Below are 16,785 nucleotides of genomic sequence, written 5' to 3' on the forward strand. Positions count from 1 at the left end.
GGAACATTAAACCCATCAATTATGAAGAAAAACTATATAAACATACTACTGATCACGGCGCTGGCATTATGGAGCGGCTGGAGCCATGCCAGGCAGATAGTCCCTGTGGATCCGAGTATCTATGAAGGAGTGGAAATCGACATGCCTAAAGTGGAGCTTCCATCTTTTCCAGACCGAACAGTTAATATCATGGATTTTGGAGCGAAGGGAGATGGTATAGTGAAAAATACCGATGCTTTTGCCAAGGCCATCGACGAAATAGCACAGGCTGGTGGCGGAAAGGTAGTCGTTCCCAGAGGGATTTGGCTTACTGGCCCCATCACACTTAAGAGCAACACCAACCTGCACCTTGAAGATGGAGCATTGGTGCTCTTCAGCAGGGATTTTGATGATTATCCATTGGTCAAGACCAGCTTTGAAGGCTTGAACACGGTTCGGTGCATTTCGCCAATCAATGCCCTTGAAGCTGAAAATATCGCCATTACCGGTACTGGAGTAATCGATGGAAACGGGGATGCTTGGCGGCCAGTGAAAAAAGGCAAAATGACTGCAGGACAGTGGGATAAGCTGCTTAAGTCGGGTGGCGTACTTTCTGACGATGAGAAAATGTGGTTTCCTACTGCCAAGTCCAAAAAAGGGCACACAAGCAGCACCAACTTTAATGTCCCTGATTTGATCAGCGAAGATGAACTGGCTTCCGTAAAGGATTTTTTGCGCCCTGTGATGGTCAGCTTGGTAAAGTGCGATAAAGTGCTTTTGGATGGACCGACCTTTCAGAATTCCCCAGCATGGAACATCCATCCATTGATGAGCGAAAATGTGGTCATTCGAAACCTCAATGTTCGTAACCCGTGGTACAGCCAAAATGGCGATGGGCTGGACCTGGAATCTTGTAAGAATGCCCTGATTTATAATAACACGTTTGATGTGGGGGATGATGCGATCTGCTTTAAATCCGGCAAGAACCAAGACGGACGGGACAGGGGAATGCCTACAGAAAATGTCATTGTGAAAAACAATACGGTTTACCATGCCCATGGAGGATTTGTGGTGGGCAGTGAGATGTCAGGTGGTGTGAAGAACGTACATGTATCCCATTGTACCTTCATCGGTACAGATGTGGGCTTACGGTTTAAAAGCACCCGCGGAAGAGGAGGAGTAGTGGAGAATATTCACATTTCTGATATTGATATGATCAACATTCCTACAGATGCGATCCGTTTTAACATGTTTTATGGTGGAAATTCACCCGTGCTTGAAGAGGACCAGGATGCAGAAGATGAAGCAAGGGATGAAACGATCGTACCCGTAACGGAAGAAACACCGGTTTTTAGGGATATTTTTATGAAAAACATTACCGTGACAGGTTCTAAAACCGCTGCATTTTTTATGGGATTGCCAGAAAAGAGTTTGGAAAATGTACGCCTTGAAGATGCACTGCTGGAAGCCGAAAACGGCATTACGGTGATTGATACCGATGGATTGGTCTTAAAAAATGTACAAGTGAAAGCCAAGAAAACTGCTGCATTGACCATTTACAACAGCCAGAATGTCAAGGTCAGTGGATTTGCCTTTGACGAAAACGGAAAGACACCTGTAAGGATTTTAGGAGAACTTTCGGAAGCAATCCAGCTTGACAAAGCGGATTTTTCCACCATAAATGAACAAGTATCAACAGGTACTAAAGTACCTACCAACGCACTAAAAGTTAACTAAGGATGAACAATAAAATCGGATTTATACTCTCTTTTGTGGCTATTGCTGGCCTGCTCTTGTCCTTTGTACCAAAGAACCACGAGATCACCATTTTTATGATTGGCGATAGCACGATGGCCAATAAGCCTTATACTGGCCACAATCCGGAAAAGGGTTGGGGGCAAGTCTTTGGGCTGTATTTTAAAGAAGGGGTTCGGGTAGAAAACCACGCCCTGAATGGAAGAAGTACCAAGAGTTTTAGGGACGAGGGGCATTGGGATAAGGTATTTCAGTCGATACATCCGGGAGATTATGTGATTATCGAGTTTGGTCATAATGACCAAAAATCGAAATCCCCAGAACGGTATGCAGCTCCCGATACAGGTTATAGGGATAATTTGATCCGCTATATCGAAGAGACGTATGAAAAAGGAGGTAAGCCTGTCTTGGCCACGCCAATTTCCAGAAGGAGCTATGAAAATGGCACCTTGGTGGATACCCATGGTCGATACTCCGAAGTGGTAAGAGAAGTGGCTGAAGAATATAATATCCCACTTTTTGATTTGCATAAAAAGACCGTGGAAGTAATAGAGCAGTTTGGAGAGGAAAAATCCAAGGAACTCTTCCTGCATTACAGGCCTGGGGATTATGAACGGTTTGAGGATGGAAAAGAAGACAATACCCACCTCAGCCCAACGGGAGCGTTCAAAGTATGTGACCTTGCAGTAGCTGAACTAAAAAGGGAGCTGCCCGAGTTGGTGATGTTTCTGAAGGATTAGGTAGTAAGAGTTGAGCAAAGGGCAGGGAAGAAGTAGTGAGTCTTGAGTATTGAGACGTGAGATATGAGTCTTGAGTCAATCCTCCCCTTTTAGGGGAGGTTAGGTGGGGTTATTTTGGAGCAAAGAGAAACACAATAGGATTTTAGTAAATGACTAGCGATTACAATAATTGACAATGAAATCTAATAATTAATCTGGACAACACTAATAAGGGACGTACAAAATGACTTATCGAATTGTGTTTACCACTATAAAAAAATAACGATGTTCTATTTAAGATCGGTTTGGGTTGTATGTTGTTTGTGTTGGATTGTCACTTCTGTACAGGCCCAGCACGTGAATTCGTATCCCAAAGATGGTAAAGTGCGTGACCTCAAGGGGAAAGTCCAAGAGGATATTGTGGTCGCTAAGGACGGTACTGGGGATTTTTTGTATATCGCTGATGCACTGGAAGCCATTAGGGTTTACTTGCCTAAACCCATTACCGTTTACATCAAAGAGGGTGTTTACAAAGAAAAACTGGAGATCCCCGGCACCATTACCAATGTGACATTTAAAGGTGATGGACCAGACAAAACCATCATCACTTATGATGACCATACCGGTAAAAACTACATGGACACCTTTGATTCCTATACATTGCTGGTATGGGGGAATAGCCTGAGGTTTCAGGACCTGACCATTCAGAATACTGCGGGATCGGTGGGACAGGCGGTGGCACTTCATGCAGAGGGAGACCGTTTGGTGTTCGAAAACTGCCATTTTATAGGAGGCCAAGACACCATGTTTGCCTCAGGTGAAAATAGCCGACAATATTATAAAGACTGCTATATCGAGGGGACGACTGATTTTATCTTTGGGTCGGCTACAGCCCTGTTTGATAATTGTGAAATTCATGCCAAGTCAAATTCCTACATAACAGCCGCTTCTACTCCAGAATGGGTGGATTACGGATATGTATTTAAGGATTGTCGGTTAACTGCCGCAGAGGGGGTGGATAGGGTTTTCTTGGGCAGGCCATGGCGGGATTATGCCAAAACGGTGTTCATCAATTGTCAAATGGGAGACCATATCCTGCCTGAAGGCTGGAATGATTGGGGACGGCCACAAGTGAAACAGACGATATTTTATGCAGAGTTTGGCTCTGAAGGCAAAGGAGCCAATAAGGCAGAACGAGTAGAGTGGGCGCATCAGCTTACAGAAGAGGAAGCAACACAGTACACCCTTGAGCATATCTTTGCAGGACAAACATCCCAAACCAATGCCTATGGTTTTCCTTGGTACGGCTATCAAATAGACAGTTCATTTAACCTTGAAGATGCTTACCAAAAGCATAAAGAGTATTTTCCTGCTATAGAGCCTGTTAGGGATGTCTCTGTGGATGGTGTTTTGGAGAAGAATATTAGCTATAAGGACCTAGGTTACAGAAGCCTAAAGATGGATGTTTTTTACCCTGAGCACAGTAAAAAAGACAAACTTCCGGGCATTCTCATGGTGCATGGTGGCGGATGGCGGTCTGGCGATCGCTCCTTACAGGCACCATTGGCCAGAGCATTGGCCAAGAAAGGCTATGTAACGGCGGTGATGGATTACAGGCTTTCATTGGAAGCTCCTTATCCGGCAGGTGTCCATGACGTAAAAGACGCTATCAAATGGTTAAAATCCCATGCTGAAGATTACGGTCTTGATACCAATCGTGTGGCCATTTCGGGTGGATCAGCGGGCGGACAGCTTGCCGCCTTGGTCGCGATGACCAACGGAAGAGGGGAGTATGAATCTCCTTCTTCTGACCAAGCGGCTTCTGCTAGTGTACATGCGCTGATCGATATGGATGGGGTCTTGGCATTTCACCATCCAGCGTCTTCCGAAGGGACTGTAGCCGCGCAGTGGTTGGGCGGGACATATGAAGAAGTCCCTGATATTTGGGAGGAAGCATCTGCCTTGCACCAAGTAGGTGAAGGCGCTGTCCCTACGCTATTTTTGAACAGTCAATACCCTCGGTTCCATGCTGGGCAAGACGATATGATCCATAAACTGGATCAATTGGGAGTGTATAGTGAAGTACACGGTTTTGAGGATAGCCCCCATCCTTTTTGGCTTTTTGAGCCATGGTTTGACGAGTCAGTTAATAAAGTGGATCAATTTTTAAAGAAACTGTGGTGAGAAGTTATTGCCACTTTTGCAAAGTCGTCTCTATGAAAAGTAATCGATTGCATGATTATAAATCGTTTCAGCTAGCGGTTTTGTACTTAGTATAATTTGATTTTGAGCAATAATTCAAAAAATTAATTTGTATACTATTATATCTCCATAATTAATAAGTGTAAAAATTACTTGTAATTGAGAAAAATAATAATTAAAATGCAATCGATTGCGCAATGTTAAAGTAATTGAGCATTGTAAGAGTCAATTAGATTAATAAACCCTTAATTAAAAACCAATGAAAACTCCCTCAATCCTTCTCCATCCGGAGTAAGAAATAGTTGCTGTTATTCGATTATTCAGGCTGTGGCTTTATAAGTGTATGCTCAGGGTATTTTTCCCATGAGCTTAAGGCAATATTTATTAACTAAACCCAATTAATATCGAAATGATGTTTACCAAAAAACTATCGGGCTATGCCCGGTGCATCTCAATGCTCTTGATGCTGATGGTAATCGGTGTGGTGGACCTACAGGCCCAAGCACTGGAAATTACCGGCGTAGTCAGGAGTTCTGAAGGTGAGACCATTCCTGGTGTCACCGTATTGCTCAAAGGAACAGGAACGGGCACCAGTACCGACTTGGAAGGTGCCTATAAGCTGACCGTAAATGATCCAAATGGCACCTTGATTTTCTCCTCCATTGGCATGATCAAGCAGGAAATCCCCATCGATGGCAGGTCCACAGTGGATGTGACCATGGAGATGGATGTGGCCCAATTGGACATGGTCGAAGTGGTGGATTATGGCTATGGAACGGTAAAAAAGACCGACATGACCGGATCCGTGGCGTCTATGTCCGGCAAAGAGCTGGCCAAGATTCCGGTGGCAAGTGCTGCCCAAGCGATTACCGGAAGACTTCCGGGTGTGCGGGTAATGACCACCGATGGTTCACCTGGCGCGGATGTGGTCATCCGTGTGAGGGGCGGTGGGTCAGTGACTCAGGACAATGCTCCGCTCTATGTAGTGGATGGGTTTATTGTCGGCAGTATACGCGATATTCCTCCGACAGACATTGAAGCCATTACCGTTTTGAAAGATGCTGCGGCTACGGCTATTTATGGTGCGCAAGCAGCCAACGGGGTGATCGTGGTCACTACCAAAACACCCAAAGCGGGCAAGACAAGTATTTCCTATAACAACTTCTTCCAATGGAAAAGCCTTCCGGCGGACAGAAGGTATAATGTATTGGATTCTTATGAATTTGCACTTGCCAATTATGAATACGCCAAACTCCAGTCCAATGCGGCGGTGAGAAATTTTGAGAAGTTTTATGGTGTCTATGACGACTTGGAACTATACAAGCAAAAGCCAAGTACCGATTGGCAAGATGAGCTTTTTGGAGATCCTAAGCTAAGCCAATACCATAACTTGAGCATTAGCGGAGGTACGGAAAAGACCAAGTTTATGCTCAGCCTTACCAACAATACCGATGAAGGCCTGATGCTCAATTCTGGTTACGAAAGGAATGTAATCAACTTTAAGTTGAAACATGAGTTGGCAGAAAAGCTGACCATGGACATAGGAGCTAGGGTGACCCATACAGTAATCGATGGAGCAGGTACCTCAGGGAATGCCCAGATTAACATTGAAGACGCTATCCAAACACGTCCTACCAATGGTATTGCCGATGAGTTGGACATTGATATGAACCAAATCAACTCGGAAGATGATTTTCAATCCTTCTTACTTAGTCTTGTAAGCCCGGTGGAGTTAGCCAAACAAGATTGGAGAAAGCGTACCGAATATGATTATGTATTCAACGCGGGGCTGACATGGGAAATAATCGACGACCTGAACTTCAAGTCCACCTTTAATGGTTCCAGAGACTTTAGGGAAGATTTGAGATTCTATGGTCCTTTGACCGGTGAATCCTTCAATAATGGTAACAATATGCCACTGGGCCAAAGGGACGATAGGTCTAGCTTTTCTTACCGGTGGCTAAACAGTGTTTCCTATAAATTTGACAATTTGGGCGATGACCACGCACTGGACTTTCTAGTTGGGCAGGAGGTTTATTCTTCAGGAGGAAAAAGAAATTTCCTTCGTGCAGAAGATTTCAGGTTGTCCATTACCCCAGAGGAATTGTTTGCCAATATGACCTTTGGTCGTGCAGACCGTCATGAAACGGAAGACTATACCAATTCAAATCGTTTTTCACTTTTTGGTAGAGCCAATTACCAATTTATGGGGAAATACCTCTTTACCGCTACCGTAAGGTCGGATGCGTCCAGTAAGTTTGCCAAAGACAATAGGGTAGGTGTATTCCCAGCGGTGGCCATAGGATGGAAAATATCTGAGGAAGACTTCTTGAAGGCCTCTTCTTGGGTAGATGAATTAAAGCTACGTTTAAGCTGGGGTGAGACGGGTAATGACCGGATAGAGACCACCGCTACACAGTTTCTGTTCAGCGCGTCCACTAACAGAGGCCCTGGTTTTGGCAATACCGATAATGTGTATTACGAACCATCCAGCAGCACACTTTATAATCCAGACCTGAAGTGGGAAACGACCATTACCAAAAACATTGGTTTGGACTTTACGCTATTCAAGGCAAAAGTAGAAGGTAGCTTGGACTTTTATAGAAATGTCACACGGGACCTGTTATTGCAATCTGCGATTCCTCCAAATACTGGTTTCTCTACCCAATGGAACAATGTGGGCAGCACCTCTAACCAAGGGGTGGAACTGGGGATCAATGCCTTTATTATCGACAAACCGGATTTTTCCCTTTCTGTAAACTTCAATACAGGGCTTAACCAAGCGAGAGTAGAGGAGCTGGATGGCACCAATGAGCGATTCTTCCAGTCCAACTGGGCCAGTACCGACTTGAACAATATCAATGACTTTTACCTTCGCGTAGGAGGCAAGATAGGAGATGTCTATGGCTATGTGACGGACGGATACTATACCGAGGATGATTTTGAAGGCTATGATGCAACAGCGGGTGAGTACATCTTGAAAGCTGACGTGCCAAACTCCACTTCTGTAGTCGGCAATACCAATATCAGACCGGGATTCTTGAAGCTGAAAGACCTCAACGACGATGGCCAAATCGATGCTGATGATAGAAAAGTCATCGGTAATACCCTTCCCAAAAACCAAGGTGGATTCGGTGTCAATGCAAGGTGGAAAGGTTTCGATGCTGCGATATTCTTCAATTATCAATTTGGAAATGATGTCTATAACACGGGCAAGATCCAATACAACCAGTTCAGAAGGGTTACTTACGGTAATATGCTGACGACCATGTCTTCTGACAACCGCTATACCTATTTGGATGTGGATGGAACGTACACAGGAACTCCCGGTGAGATCGTAACGGATCTTACACAATTAGAGGAAATGAATGCGGGAAAAAACATCTGGTCACACAATAGCTACGGTATTGCCAATGCAGTGATTCACTCTTGGGCCATTGAAGATGGGTCCTTCATCAGGTTGAACAACCTAACGGTAGGCTATTCTCTACCCACTGAGTTGATTTCTCGGATTGGACTGTCCCAGTTTAGGGTTTATGCGACAGGAAACAACTTGAAGTTGTGGACAGATTACTCTGGCTACGATCCGGAGGTAAGTACCAGCAGAAGCAGCAGCTACTCGGCTTTGACACCTGGGGTGGATTATTCTTCCTTCCCACGAAGCAGGTCTTATACAGTAGGTGTTAATGTGACATTCTAAACAGAGAACTATCATGAAAATCAAACATATAATTATAGCAGCGGCTACGGCGACATTGATGGGATCCTGTCAGGACTTCCTAGAGCCAGAATCGCTTTCTACCTTTGATCTCAATTACATTTATTCAAATGTGGATGATGCCAGAAAAGGGGTCAATGCCGTCTATTCTCATTTTGGCCAAGATGCCTTCCGGTCCAGGTTATCCAATAACATGACCGGTAATACAGATATTGAGCATTCCAGTGGATGGGGAAATAACGGTGACCGCTATCAAATTTGGGATTTGGAAGCATTGGAGAGTAACCGCGACCTCCAGATCGTGTGGACCTATGCATATCGTGCCATCCGTGATGCCAATATCGCGATAGAAGGTATGGAAGCCAGCGGCATGCTGGAGTCTACTGATGCAGCGACCGCCCAGACGATGAACCAACTTTTGGGAGAGGCTTATACGTTGAGGGCATATTGGTACAGTATGCTTACCTATTATTTCGGCGATGTGCCTTATATGATCGAAGCGCCCAAGGCTGGCCTTGATTTTAACCTTCCCAAGGAAGACCGTAATGTCATCCTTGCACAAGAGATCGAAAACCTGACCAATGTGGAAGAAAAAATGCTTTGGGCCGATCAGGTACCCAATGGCATTGAGCAGGTAAATAGAGAATATACCTTGGGGATGATTGCCCGTCTTTCACTGCAAAGAGGGGGGTATTTCTTGAATCCGGACTTGACGATGACTCGGGAAAGTGACTACCTGGACTATTATCAAATAGCTAAGGACTACTCACAAAAGCTGATCAGTCTAAAGGACCGAGAGCTTAACCCCAGCTTCCGCCAGGTTTTTATGAATCAATGTACCTTCCAGACTCCAGTAAATAACGATATGTTATTTGAAGTGCCTTTTGCTTTGGGCAATGGCGATGTAGGATGGAACATTGGTGTAAGGGTAGAGGGGGCAATACTGCTTCCCATGATTATGGTTCTGGAAATAACTACATGGCGATTCCGCCTACCTATTACCTTTCCTTTGATACGTTGGATACAAGAAGGGATGTGACGTGCTCACTTTATAAGGTGACCACGGAGTTTACCTATGAATTTGTCAATGGTGGACTGGATATCGGCCAAGGAAAATGGAGCCGTCACTTCCTGCCGACACCTCCCGGTAAATCCACTGCGAAAGGTACCGGTATCAACTGGCCGATGATGCGTTATTCAGATGTTTTATTGATGTTTGCTGAGGCTGAGAATGAGCTGAACGGACCGACAGCAGCAGCCCAGGAAGCACTGAAGCGTGTACGCAGAAGGGCCTTTGATGCCGCCCATTGGGGACAGAAAGTGGATGCCTATGTGGGGCAAGTTTCAGGAGGAAAAGATACCTTTTTCGAAGCGATTGTAGATGAGCGTGCTTGGGAATTCGGTGGAGAGATGATCCGTAAGTATGAGTTGATCCGCTGGGGGATATATTCCGATAAGATGGCCGAGACAGTGGAAGGATTAAAGGAACTGGCTGATGCGGCCTTTAACGGTACCACACAGTATCCTGATTACATGTATTGGAAAGTGAATGAAAATGGAGATTTCACCATTTTGAACCCTAATAAGCGCGTGGTCGCTCCACCAGATGATACGTGGACGCAGCAATCATTTTTGTTAGCACTTCATAGTGATGAATTTGGGTACCAAGAATGGGTGACCAAAGACTGGGAAAACTACATCAACGGTCCCCAACCGGGCGTGGTGCGGTACATTTTCCCTATTCCCACAGAGGCTATCGCCAATAGCCAAGGGACGCTAATAAACGACGGTTATGGATTTTAAGGATTGACCTCTAATGCTAAAAATGGAACCAATGAGATTAATAAAAAACAATATATATCAAAGCGTCTGTATCCTTATGCTAGGCCTGATCGTGATCAGCGGCTGTAAGGAAGATGATGAAATGTTTGAGAAAACTAGGCTTTTCAGGCCTGTGTTGATTGAGGATTTGTTTTCGGAAGAAAATACGATCATCGTCAATATGGGGAAAATGAAAGAGGCAGTATCCTATACCTTGGAGGTAAGCAGGGATTCCTTTGCTACTGCGCCAGAGTATGTGATCGAAACGGATACCAATTATGTGGAATTGAACCAAGAGCTCTTAGGACAATCCCTTTTTTGGGACATGCTCTATCAGGTGAGGGCTACTGCCCATGCCGAAGAGCAGGAGTTTGACAGTAAAATTTCTGATCTTGGAGCAGTCCGTACCCAGCGATTTCCGACGATCCTTAATGATCCGGAAAGCTATGATGTGATCGACGTGGCCGCTCATGTAACTTGGCAAACCATCGGTGCAGCCGTGACGGAAGTGAAGGCGTATAGCGCGGAAGACTTATACCTGGAAACACCATTGATCGAGCAAGAAGTATCTGCTGAGGAGCAGGAAGCTGGTGACATGATCCTTAACGGTCTAACGCCAGAAATGGAATATCAAGTGGCCATATACAGCGAGGAAGTCCTTCGAGGTTGGGTAAATTATACCACATTGCCTCAGGATATTGATCCTAGTGCACCTGGTGTAATTGACATAAGAGCAAATACCAGCCCTTCTGCAGTGTCTGACGCAGTGGCCATGGCTCCCGACGGCGCCACTATTTTAGTACAGCGCGGGGTGACCTATGATTTCCCAGAGGATAACCTGAACAAATCCATCACCATTCGTGCAGCCTATGGTTTTGGTGAGCAGAAAGCCAAACTGTATACCACAGGCAACTGGGACATTGATGATAATTCGGATATCGATCATATCCGTTTCATCGACTTGGAGCTGAGAGGGGAAGATTATGGAGGAGACTATGTCTTTAACCCGAATCGCGAAAATGTCCACGTGGGTGAATTGATCTTTGACAATTGTGAAATCGGGACTTTCCGTGGTATTATCAGGGCACGTACCAGTACAGTTATTGATAATTATATCATCAGAAACTCAGTGGTGGACAGCATTGGCGGTTATGGACTGTTTACGGTAGATACAGAAGCTACGGCCATGATCAAGAACATCAGATTGGAAAACTCCACTTTCAATAAGATCCAATTCGGGGTGACCTCCCGTAGTAACTCTGAGTCATTTGTGATCGAGAGTTGTACCTTTGCCAATTTTGTAAATGGAGGCTCCGGTTTCTTCCGCTACAGAGGGGGAGATGGCAATAATAATGTCGCCCAAGGCATTGTGATTCACAATAGTATCTTTGGCCATGGATGGGATGAAGCCATGGAAGATAACTATGCGATTAGGGGGATTTATGATGGATTGGAGGATACTAATTTTGACATAGTGAATGTCTATAGTACCAATGATTTCAGTTTCTCTAGTGGTGAAATAACTGGATTCCCTGTCGGAAACTATAATGGTGCCCAATCGGATCTTTGGGTGGATCCAGCCAATAATGACTTTAACTTCCAAGACAGAGGCTTCGCTGGCCGATATGACAGCGGTGATCCCCGGTGGAGAGCCCAGCTCTAGGAAATTCATGATTGATCAGTAACCAATAAAGGTGTGGCTGCAAAGCCGCACCTTTTCATTCCAACAAACCATGAAAATCAATTGTTTTCTATTTCAGCTTCTAGGCGCAATGCTGCTAATGACTTTTCTGCAATCCTGTAGCAGTGCCGAACCCGGTCCAGACCCAGTGGAAGAGGAGGAAGAAGAACCTTATGAGGGGCCTGAGTATGCTTTTCCAGGGGCAGAAGGATATGGGCAGTATGCTACTGGCGGGCGTGGAGGAAAGGTCTATTATGTAACCAAACTGGATGATGACAATAGCCAAGGAACGCTTCGTCATGCGCTAAACCAAAGTGGTCCACGAACCATTGTTTTCAATGTGGGAGGGACAATAGAACTAACATCCCGATTGAATATTTCCAGAGGGAATGTGACTATAGCCGGACAGTCTGCACCTGGTGGCGGAGTCACCCTTCGCAACTACCCCGTGACCATTGACGCCGATAATGTGATCATTCGGTATTTGCGGTTTCGGATGGGAGACACTGCCCAGCAGGAAGGGGATGCCTTAGGAGGACGGTTTCATAAGGACATCATCATTGACCATTGTTCCATGAGCTGGTCTACAGATGAATGTGTGTCTTTTTATGCGAATGAAAACTTTACCTTACAATGGTGCATTATCGCTGAGAGCCTCAAGACATCAGTCCACGAAAAAGGCTCTCATGGCTATGGAGGGATTTGGGGAGGAAAATACGCCTCCTTTCATCACAATCTCCTGGCGCACCATGACAGCAGAAACCCACGACTCGGAGAGGAAGCCGGTAAAGCGTTTGCCTTAACGGACCTGGTGGATCTCAGGAACAATGTGATCTATAACTGGGGTGGCAATGCGGCCTATGGTGGCGAAGCCATGAATGTCAATATCGTGAACTGTTACTACAAGCCAGGGCCTGCTACCCCATCTGGTAGCAAGCGCAACAGGATCGTGTCTATCGATAAGAATAAAAACGAAGGAACTGAGGTGTACGATATTTGGGGCAAGTTTTATATCAATGGCAATATCGTTGACGGCAGTAGCCAGGCTTCTGAGGAGAACTGGACATATGGTGTCTTTAATCAGTTCCATGGCAGTTACGGGACAGTGAGCGAAGCAGACAAAGCAGCCATGAAGATGGATCAAGCCCGTGAGATGGAGGGATTTACCGTTACTACCCACGGAGCAGAAGAGGCTTATGATTTGGTGCTGGATTATGCTGGTGCCAACCTGAAGCGGGATGAGGTAGACGCGCGTATCATTGCCAATGTCAGAAACGGGGATTATGATCATGAAGGCTCAAATGGTAGCACCAATGGCATCATCGATACCCAGAGTGATGTGGGAGGATGGCCGCTGCTGGAAGCGGGATCACCTGTCACCGATTCGGACCAAGATGGGATGCCAGACAATTGGGAGACGGCCAATGAACTGGACCCCAATGATCCTGATGATGGCAATAAAGTTAAATCAGGTACACCGTACACCTTTTTGGAAGTATACCTCAACAGCCTGATCAAGGATTTTCCAGTGAAGTAGCTAGCGTAGAAATAAAGAAATAGTGCTGTGAATAATGTTGGGCTGAATACTTTCCTAATTGTGCTGTATTGGAGTATCGACACAATTATTTAGTTTGTACAGATAACAAAACTTAATACGATCATCTTTTAAAAACTAGTGAACATGAAATTTGAACATTTTGCGATCAATGTAGCCCAGCCACGAGCGATGTCCGATTGGTATGAAAATCACGTAGGGCTTAGTGTAGTCAGCAAACAAGATTCCAGCCCATTTATGATATTTTTGGCCGATGACAGCGGTACCATAATGTTGGAGATTTATAATAATCCAAAAGCTCCTGTGCTGGACTTTAATAGCCAACACCCTTTGGTGCTTCATTTGGCCTTGGTTTCTGAAGATCCGGATGCTGACCGTGATAGGCTAGTGGCTGCAGGGGCAGAGGTGATCAGTGATGATATCTTGGATGATGGCGCTCATTTGGTCATGTTGAAGGATCCTTGGGGGCTGGCACTGCAGCTTTGTAAGCGAGCAAAACCGATGCTGAAATAAGGAATAATTATCTCCACTTATTAAGCGATGGCCAAAATAATTTTAACCAGTCGTAATTGGCTGATTTATAAAGATAAAGAAACTATGATTAACCGATTTCAATATCATTCTCTTTTCGTGATGCTGTTAGGTTTGGCCTTAATGGCTGGCTGTAAACAGGAGCAGCAAAAGGAGGAAAGTAAACAACCTAATGCTTGGGATCAGGTAGCTGAAATATTGGAAACGATCCAAGCGCCTGAATTTCCAGATCGGACTTTTTCGATTACCGATTATGGTGCCGAAGGAAATGGAGAAACCGATGCCAGCAAGGCCATTAAAGAAGCTATCGAGGCATGTGCAGAGGCAGGAGGTGGCAGAGTGCTTGTTCCGGAGGGTGATTTTGTCACAGGCCCCATTTATTTGGAAAGTAATGTGAATTTGCATTTGAAAAAGGGTGCCAGGTTGCTGTTTTCCACTGATCCTAAAGACTATTTACCACTAGTGTATACCCGATGGGAGGGAGTAGAACTGATGAATTATTCCCCGTTGGTCTATGCATTTGAAGAGGAAAATATCGCTGTCACCGGAGAAGGTGTGTTGGATGGCCAAGCGGATGAGACGAATTGGTGGCCATGGAAAGGCAAAACGCAATACGGCTACACCGCAGGGGATCCGCAGCAGGAAGATGCAGACAAGCGCCACGCGCTCTTCCAAATGGCAGAGGACAAGGTGCCCGTGGAGGAAAGGAAGTTTGGTGAGGGATTTTACCTTCGTCCGCAGTTTGTGCAGCCATACCGGTGTAAGAATGTATTGATAGAAGGAGTAAAGATCGTCAATTCACCCATGTGGATACTGAATCCAGTGCTGTGTGAGAATGTGACCATTCAGGGAGTGACGGTAGAAAGCCACGGTCCCAACTCCGATGGCTGTGATCCTGAATCGAGTAAAAATGTCCTCATAAAAGACTGCTACTTTAATACAGGAGATGATTGTATTGCCATCAAATCAGGACGTAATGCAGACGGGAGAAGGATCAATGTGCCCAGTGAGAATATCATTATCCAAGACTGCAAAATGGCCGACGGACACGGTGGTGTCGTTATCGGTAGTGAGATTTCTGGTGGTGTACGGAATGTCTTTGCGGAAGATTGTGAGATGAACAGCCCACACCTGGACAGGGCACTCCGAATTAAAACCAGCTCTATGCGAGGCGGTGTGATCGAAGATATTTACTTGAGGAATATTGATGTTGGCCAGATTGCCCAGCAAGTGATCCGTGTAAATATGTTTTATGAAGATAGCGGTGCATATGTTCCCACGGTAAGAAATATCCATGTAGAAAACATGACGGTAGAAAATGGGGGAAAAGTCGGAGTGCTATTGGAAGGCTATAAAAGCTCTCCGGTCGAGAACATAAAGCTGGAAAATGTATCGATCAAGCAGGTAAAGGAAGATTTTAAGTTCTCCAATGTGAAAAATGTGCATTTCGAAAATGTCATGATCAATGGTAAAACGGTAAGTTATGATCAGGAATAAGTTGTTCCGTTTCTGCCTGCTGATGCTGTGTATCCACTTATCATTTTTCTCCCATGGACAGGATGCTGGCCAAAGTGAAAGTGAAAAGGCATTGGCATTTCCAGGTGCAGATGGTTTTGGCAAATATACCTCAGGCGGACGTGGAGGCAAAGTCTATGTGGTCACCAATCTCCATGACGAAGGGCCAGGGAGTTTGCGCGAGGCGATCCGAAAAAAAGAGCCACGCATCATCGTGTTTGTAGTTTCTGGCAATATCAAGTTGAAATCAAGTTTGGACATTAATCACGGAGACCTTACCATTGCAGGCCAAAGTGCTCCCGGTGGAGGAATTACCCTGCAGCATTACCCTATGAAGATCAAAGGGGACAATGTCATCATCAGGTACATTCGAAGCCGGATGGGGGACGAAGAAGGCGTTCAGGATGATGCGATGAGCTCTCTGCGCAATAAGGACGTTATTATCGACCATTGTTCTTTGAGTTGGGCCACGGATGAGTGTGGTTCATTTTATGACAATGAGAATTTTACGCTCCAATGGTGCATCATCTCCGAAAGCCTCAATGCTTCTGTCCATGAAAAGGGCAACCACGGTTATGGAGGAATCTGGGGAGGAAATAAGGCTACTTTTCACCACAACCTGATCGCCAATCATGCCAGTAGGCTGCCCCGCTTCAATGGTGCCAGGACTAGTAAAGATCCGCAAAAGGAAGTGGTGGATTTCAGGAATAACGTGATCTACAATTGGAAGAGCAACAATGCTTACGGAGGGGAACAGGGGCATTATAATATGGTGGGAAACTTTTACCAACCAGGCCCGGCGACCACTTCTAATGAGGACCGGGTGATTGAACCCTATGCTCCTTATGGTCAGTTTTACTTGGCCGAAAACACCAACTCCAATGACTGCAAAGTGTCCCAGGACAATCGCCTGGGAGTAGATGGTGTGGAGGCTGCCGAAAAAGTACTGGTGGGCACTCCTTTTCCTTTTATAATGGGACAGGAAACAGAAAAAGCTTCCATCGCCTATTTACGTGTGCTAAGGAATGCTGGGGCGAGCTATAGCCGAGACCAAGTGGACAAGCGATTGCTCAAGGAGGTAAGAAAAGGTAAAAGTACGGCTGGAAAGAACCATGACGGGATCATTGACAGTCAGGATGATGTAGGAGGGTGGCCAAAGTTAACGTCCAAAAAAGCCCTAAGGACAAGGACCGAGATGGCATGCCTGATCAATGGGAGACGAAAATGGGACTGGATAGCGATGATCCATCTGATGCGTCAGGAAATCATCTTCATGAATTCTACACTAACGTGGAGGTCTATCTGAATG

At 45.4% G+C, this 16,785-nt stretch carries 11 protein-coding genes; all 11 read left to right on the top strand.

What is annotated here, in order from left to right:
- The first annotated feature begins 21 nt into the window (after positions 1-21).
- The 11 genes from DN752_RS22245 (at position 22) to DN752_RS22290 (ending at position 16,782) form a co-directional block, all read left to right on the top strand.
- Entirely contained in the window at positions 22-1,716 is a 1,695-nt protein-coding gene (locus DN752_RS22245) for a glycoside hydrolase family 28 protein (RefSeq protein WP_112786020.1), read from the top strand.
- Positions 1,717-1,718: 2 nt separating this feature from the next.
- On the top strand, positions 1,719-2,474 hold the full coding sequence (locus DN752_RS22250) for a rhamnogalacturonan acetylesterase (RefSeq protein WP_112786021.1): 756 nt from the start codon (positions 1,719-1,721) through the stop codon (positions 2,472-2,474).
- 264 nt (positions 2,475-2,738) lie between these two features.
- Entirely contained in the window at positions 2,739-4,637 is a 1,899-nt protein-coding gene (locus tag DN752_RS22255) for a pectinesterase family protein (RefSeq protein WP_112786022.1), read from the top strand.
- A gap of 427 nt (positions 4,638-5,064) precedes the next feature.
- Complete coding sequence (locus DN752_RS22260; RefSeq protein ID WP_112786023.1) at positions 5,065-8,355, top strand: SusC/RagA family TonB-linked outer membrane protein; 3,291 nt, start codon at positions 5,065-5,067, stop codon at positions 8,353-8,355.
- Between the two features lie 13 nt (positions 8,356-8,368).
- Positions 8,369-9,412 carry a RagB/SusD family nutrient uptake outer membrane protein gene (locus DN752_RS25050; protein ID WP_245949363.1) on the top strand — a complete coding sequence of 348 codons (1,044 nt, stop codon included), beginning with the start codon at positions 8,369-8,371 and terminating at the stop codon, positions 9,410-9,412.
- Positions 9,352-10,176, top strand: coding sequence for a RagB/SusD family nutrient uptake outer membrane protein (locus tag DN752_RS25055; RefSeq protein WP_245949365.1), 825 nt, complete (start codon positions 9,352-9,354; stop codon positions 10,174-10,176). Before DN752_RS25050 ends, DN752_RS25055 begins: the two co-directional genes overlap by 61 nt.
- Positions 10,177-10,207: 31 nt before the next feature.
- Positions 10,208-11,857 carry a DUF5123 domain-containing protein gene (locus tag DN752_RS22270; RefSeq protein ID WP_112786662.1) on the top strand — a complete coding sequence of 550 codons (1,650 nt, stop codon included), beginning with the start codon at positions 10,208-10,210 and terminating at the stop codon, positions 11,855-11,857.
- 70 nt (positions 11,858-11,927) lie between these two features.
- Entirely contained in the window at positions 11,928-13,412 is a 1,485-nt protein-coding gene (locus DN752_RS22275) for a pectate lyase family protein (protein WP_112786024.1), read from the top strand.
- A gap of 144 nt (positions 13,413-13,556) precedes the next feature.
- On the top strand, positions 13,557-13,943 hold the full coding sequence (locus DN752_RS22280; protein ID WP_112786025.1) for a VOC family protein: 387 nt from the start codon (positions 13,557-13,559) through the stop codon (positions 13,941-13,943).
- An 84-nt stretch (positions 13,944-14,027) separates the two neighbouring features.
- Entirely contained in the window at positions 14,028-15,458 is a 1,431-nt protein-coding gene (locus DN752_RS22285; protein WP_112786663.1) for a glycoside hydrolase family 28 protein, read from the top strand.
- Positions 15,445-16,782 (top strand): pectate lyase family protein, encoded by a 1,338-nt coding sequence (locus DN752_RS22290; RefSeq protein WP_317048509.1) that lies wholly within the window; start codon positions 15,445-15,447, stop codon positions 16,780-16,782. Before DN752_RS22285 ends, DN752_RS22290 begins: the two co-directional genes overlap by 14 nt.
- Positions 16,783-16,785: the final 3 nt, after the last annotated feature.

The sequence above is a fragment of the Echinicola strongylocentroti genome, from assembly GCF_003260975.1.
Taxonomy (GTDB): Bacteria; Bacteroidota; Bacteroidia; order Cytophagales; family Cyclobacteriaceae; genus Echinicola; species Echinicola strongylocentroti.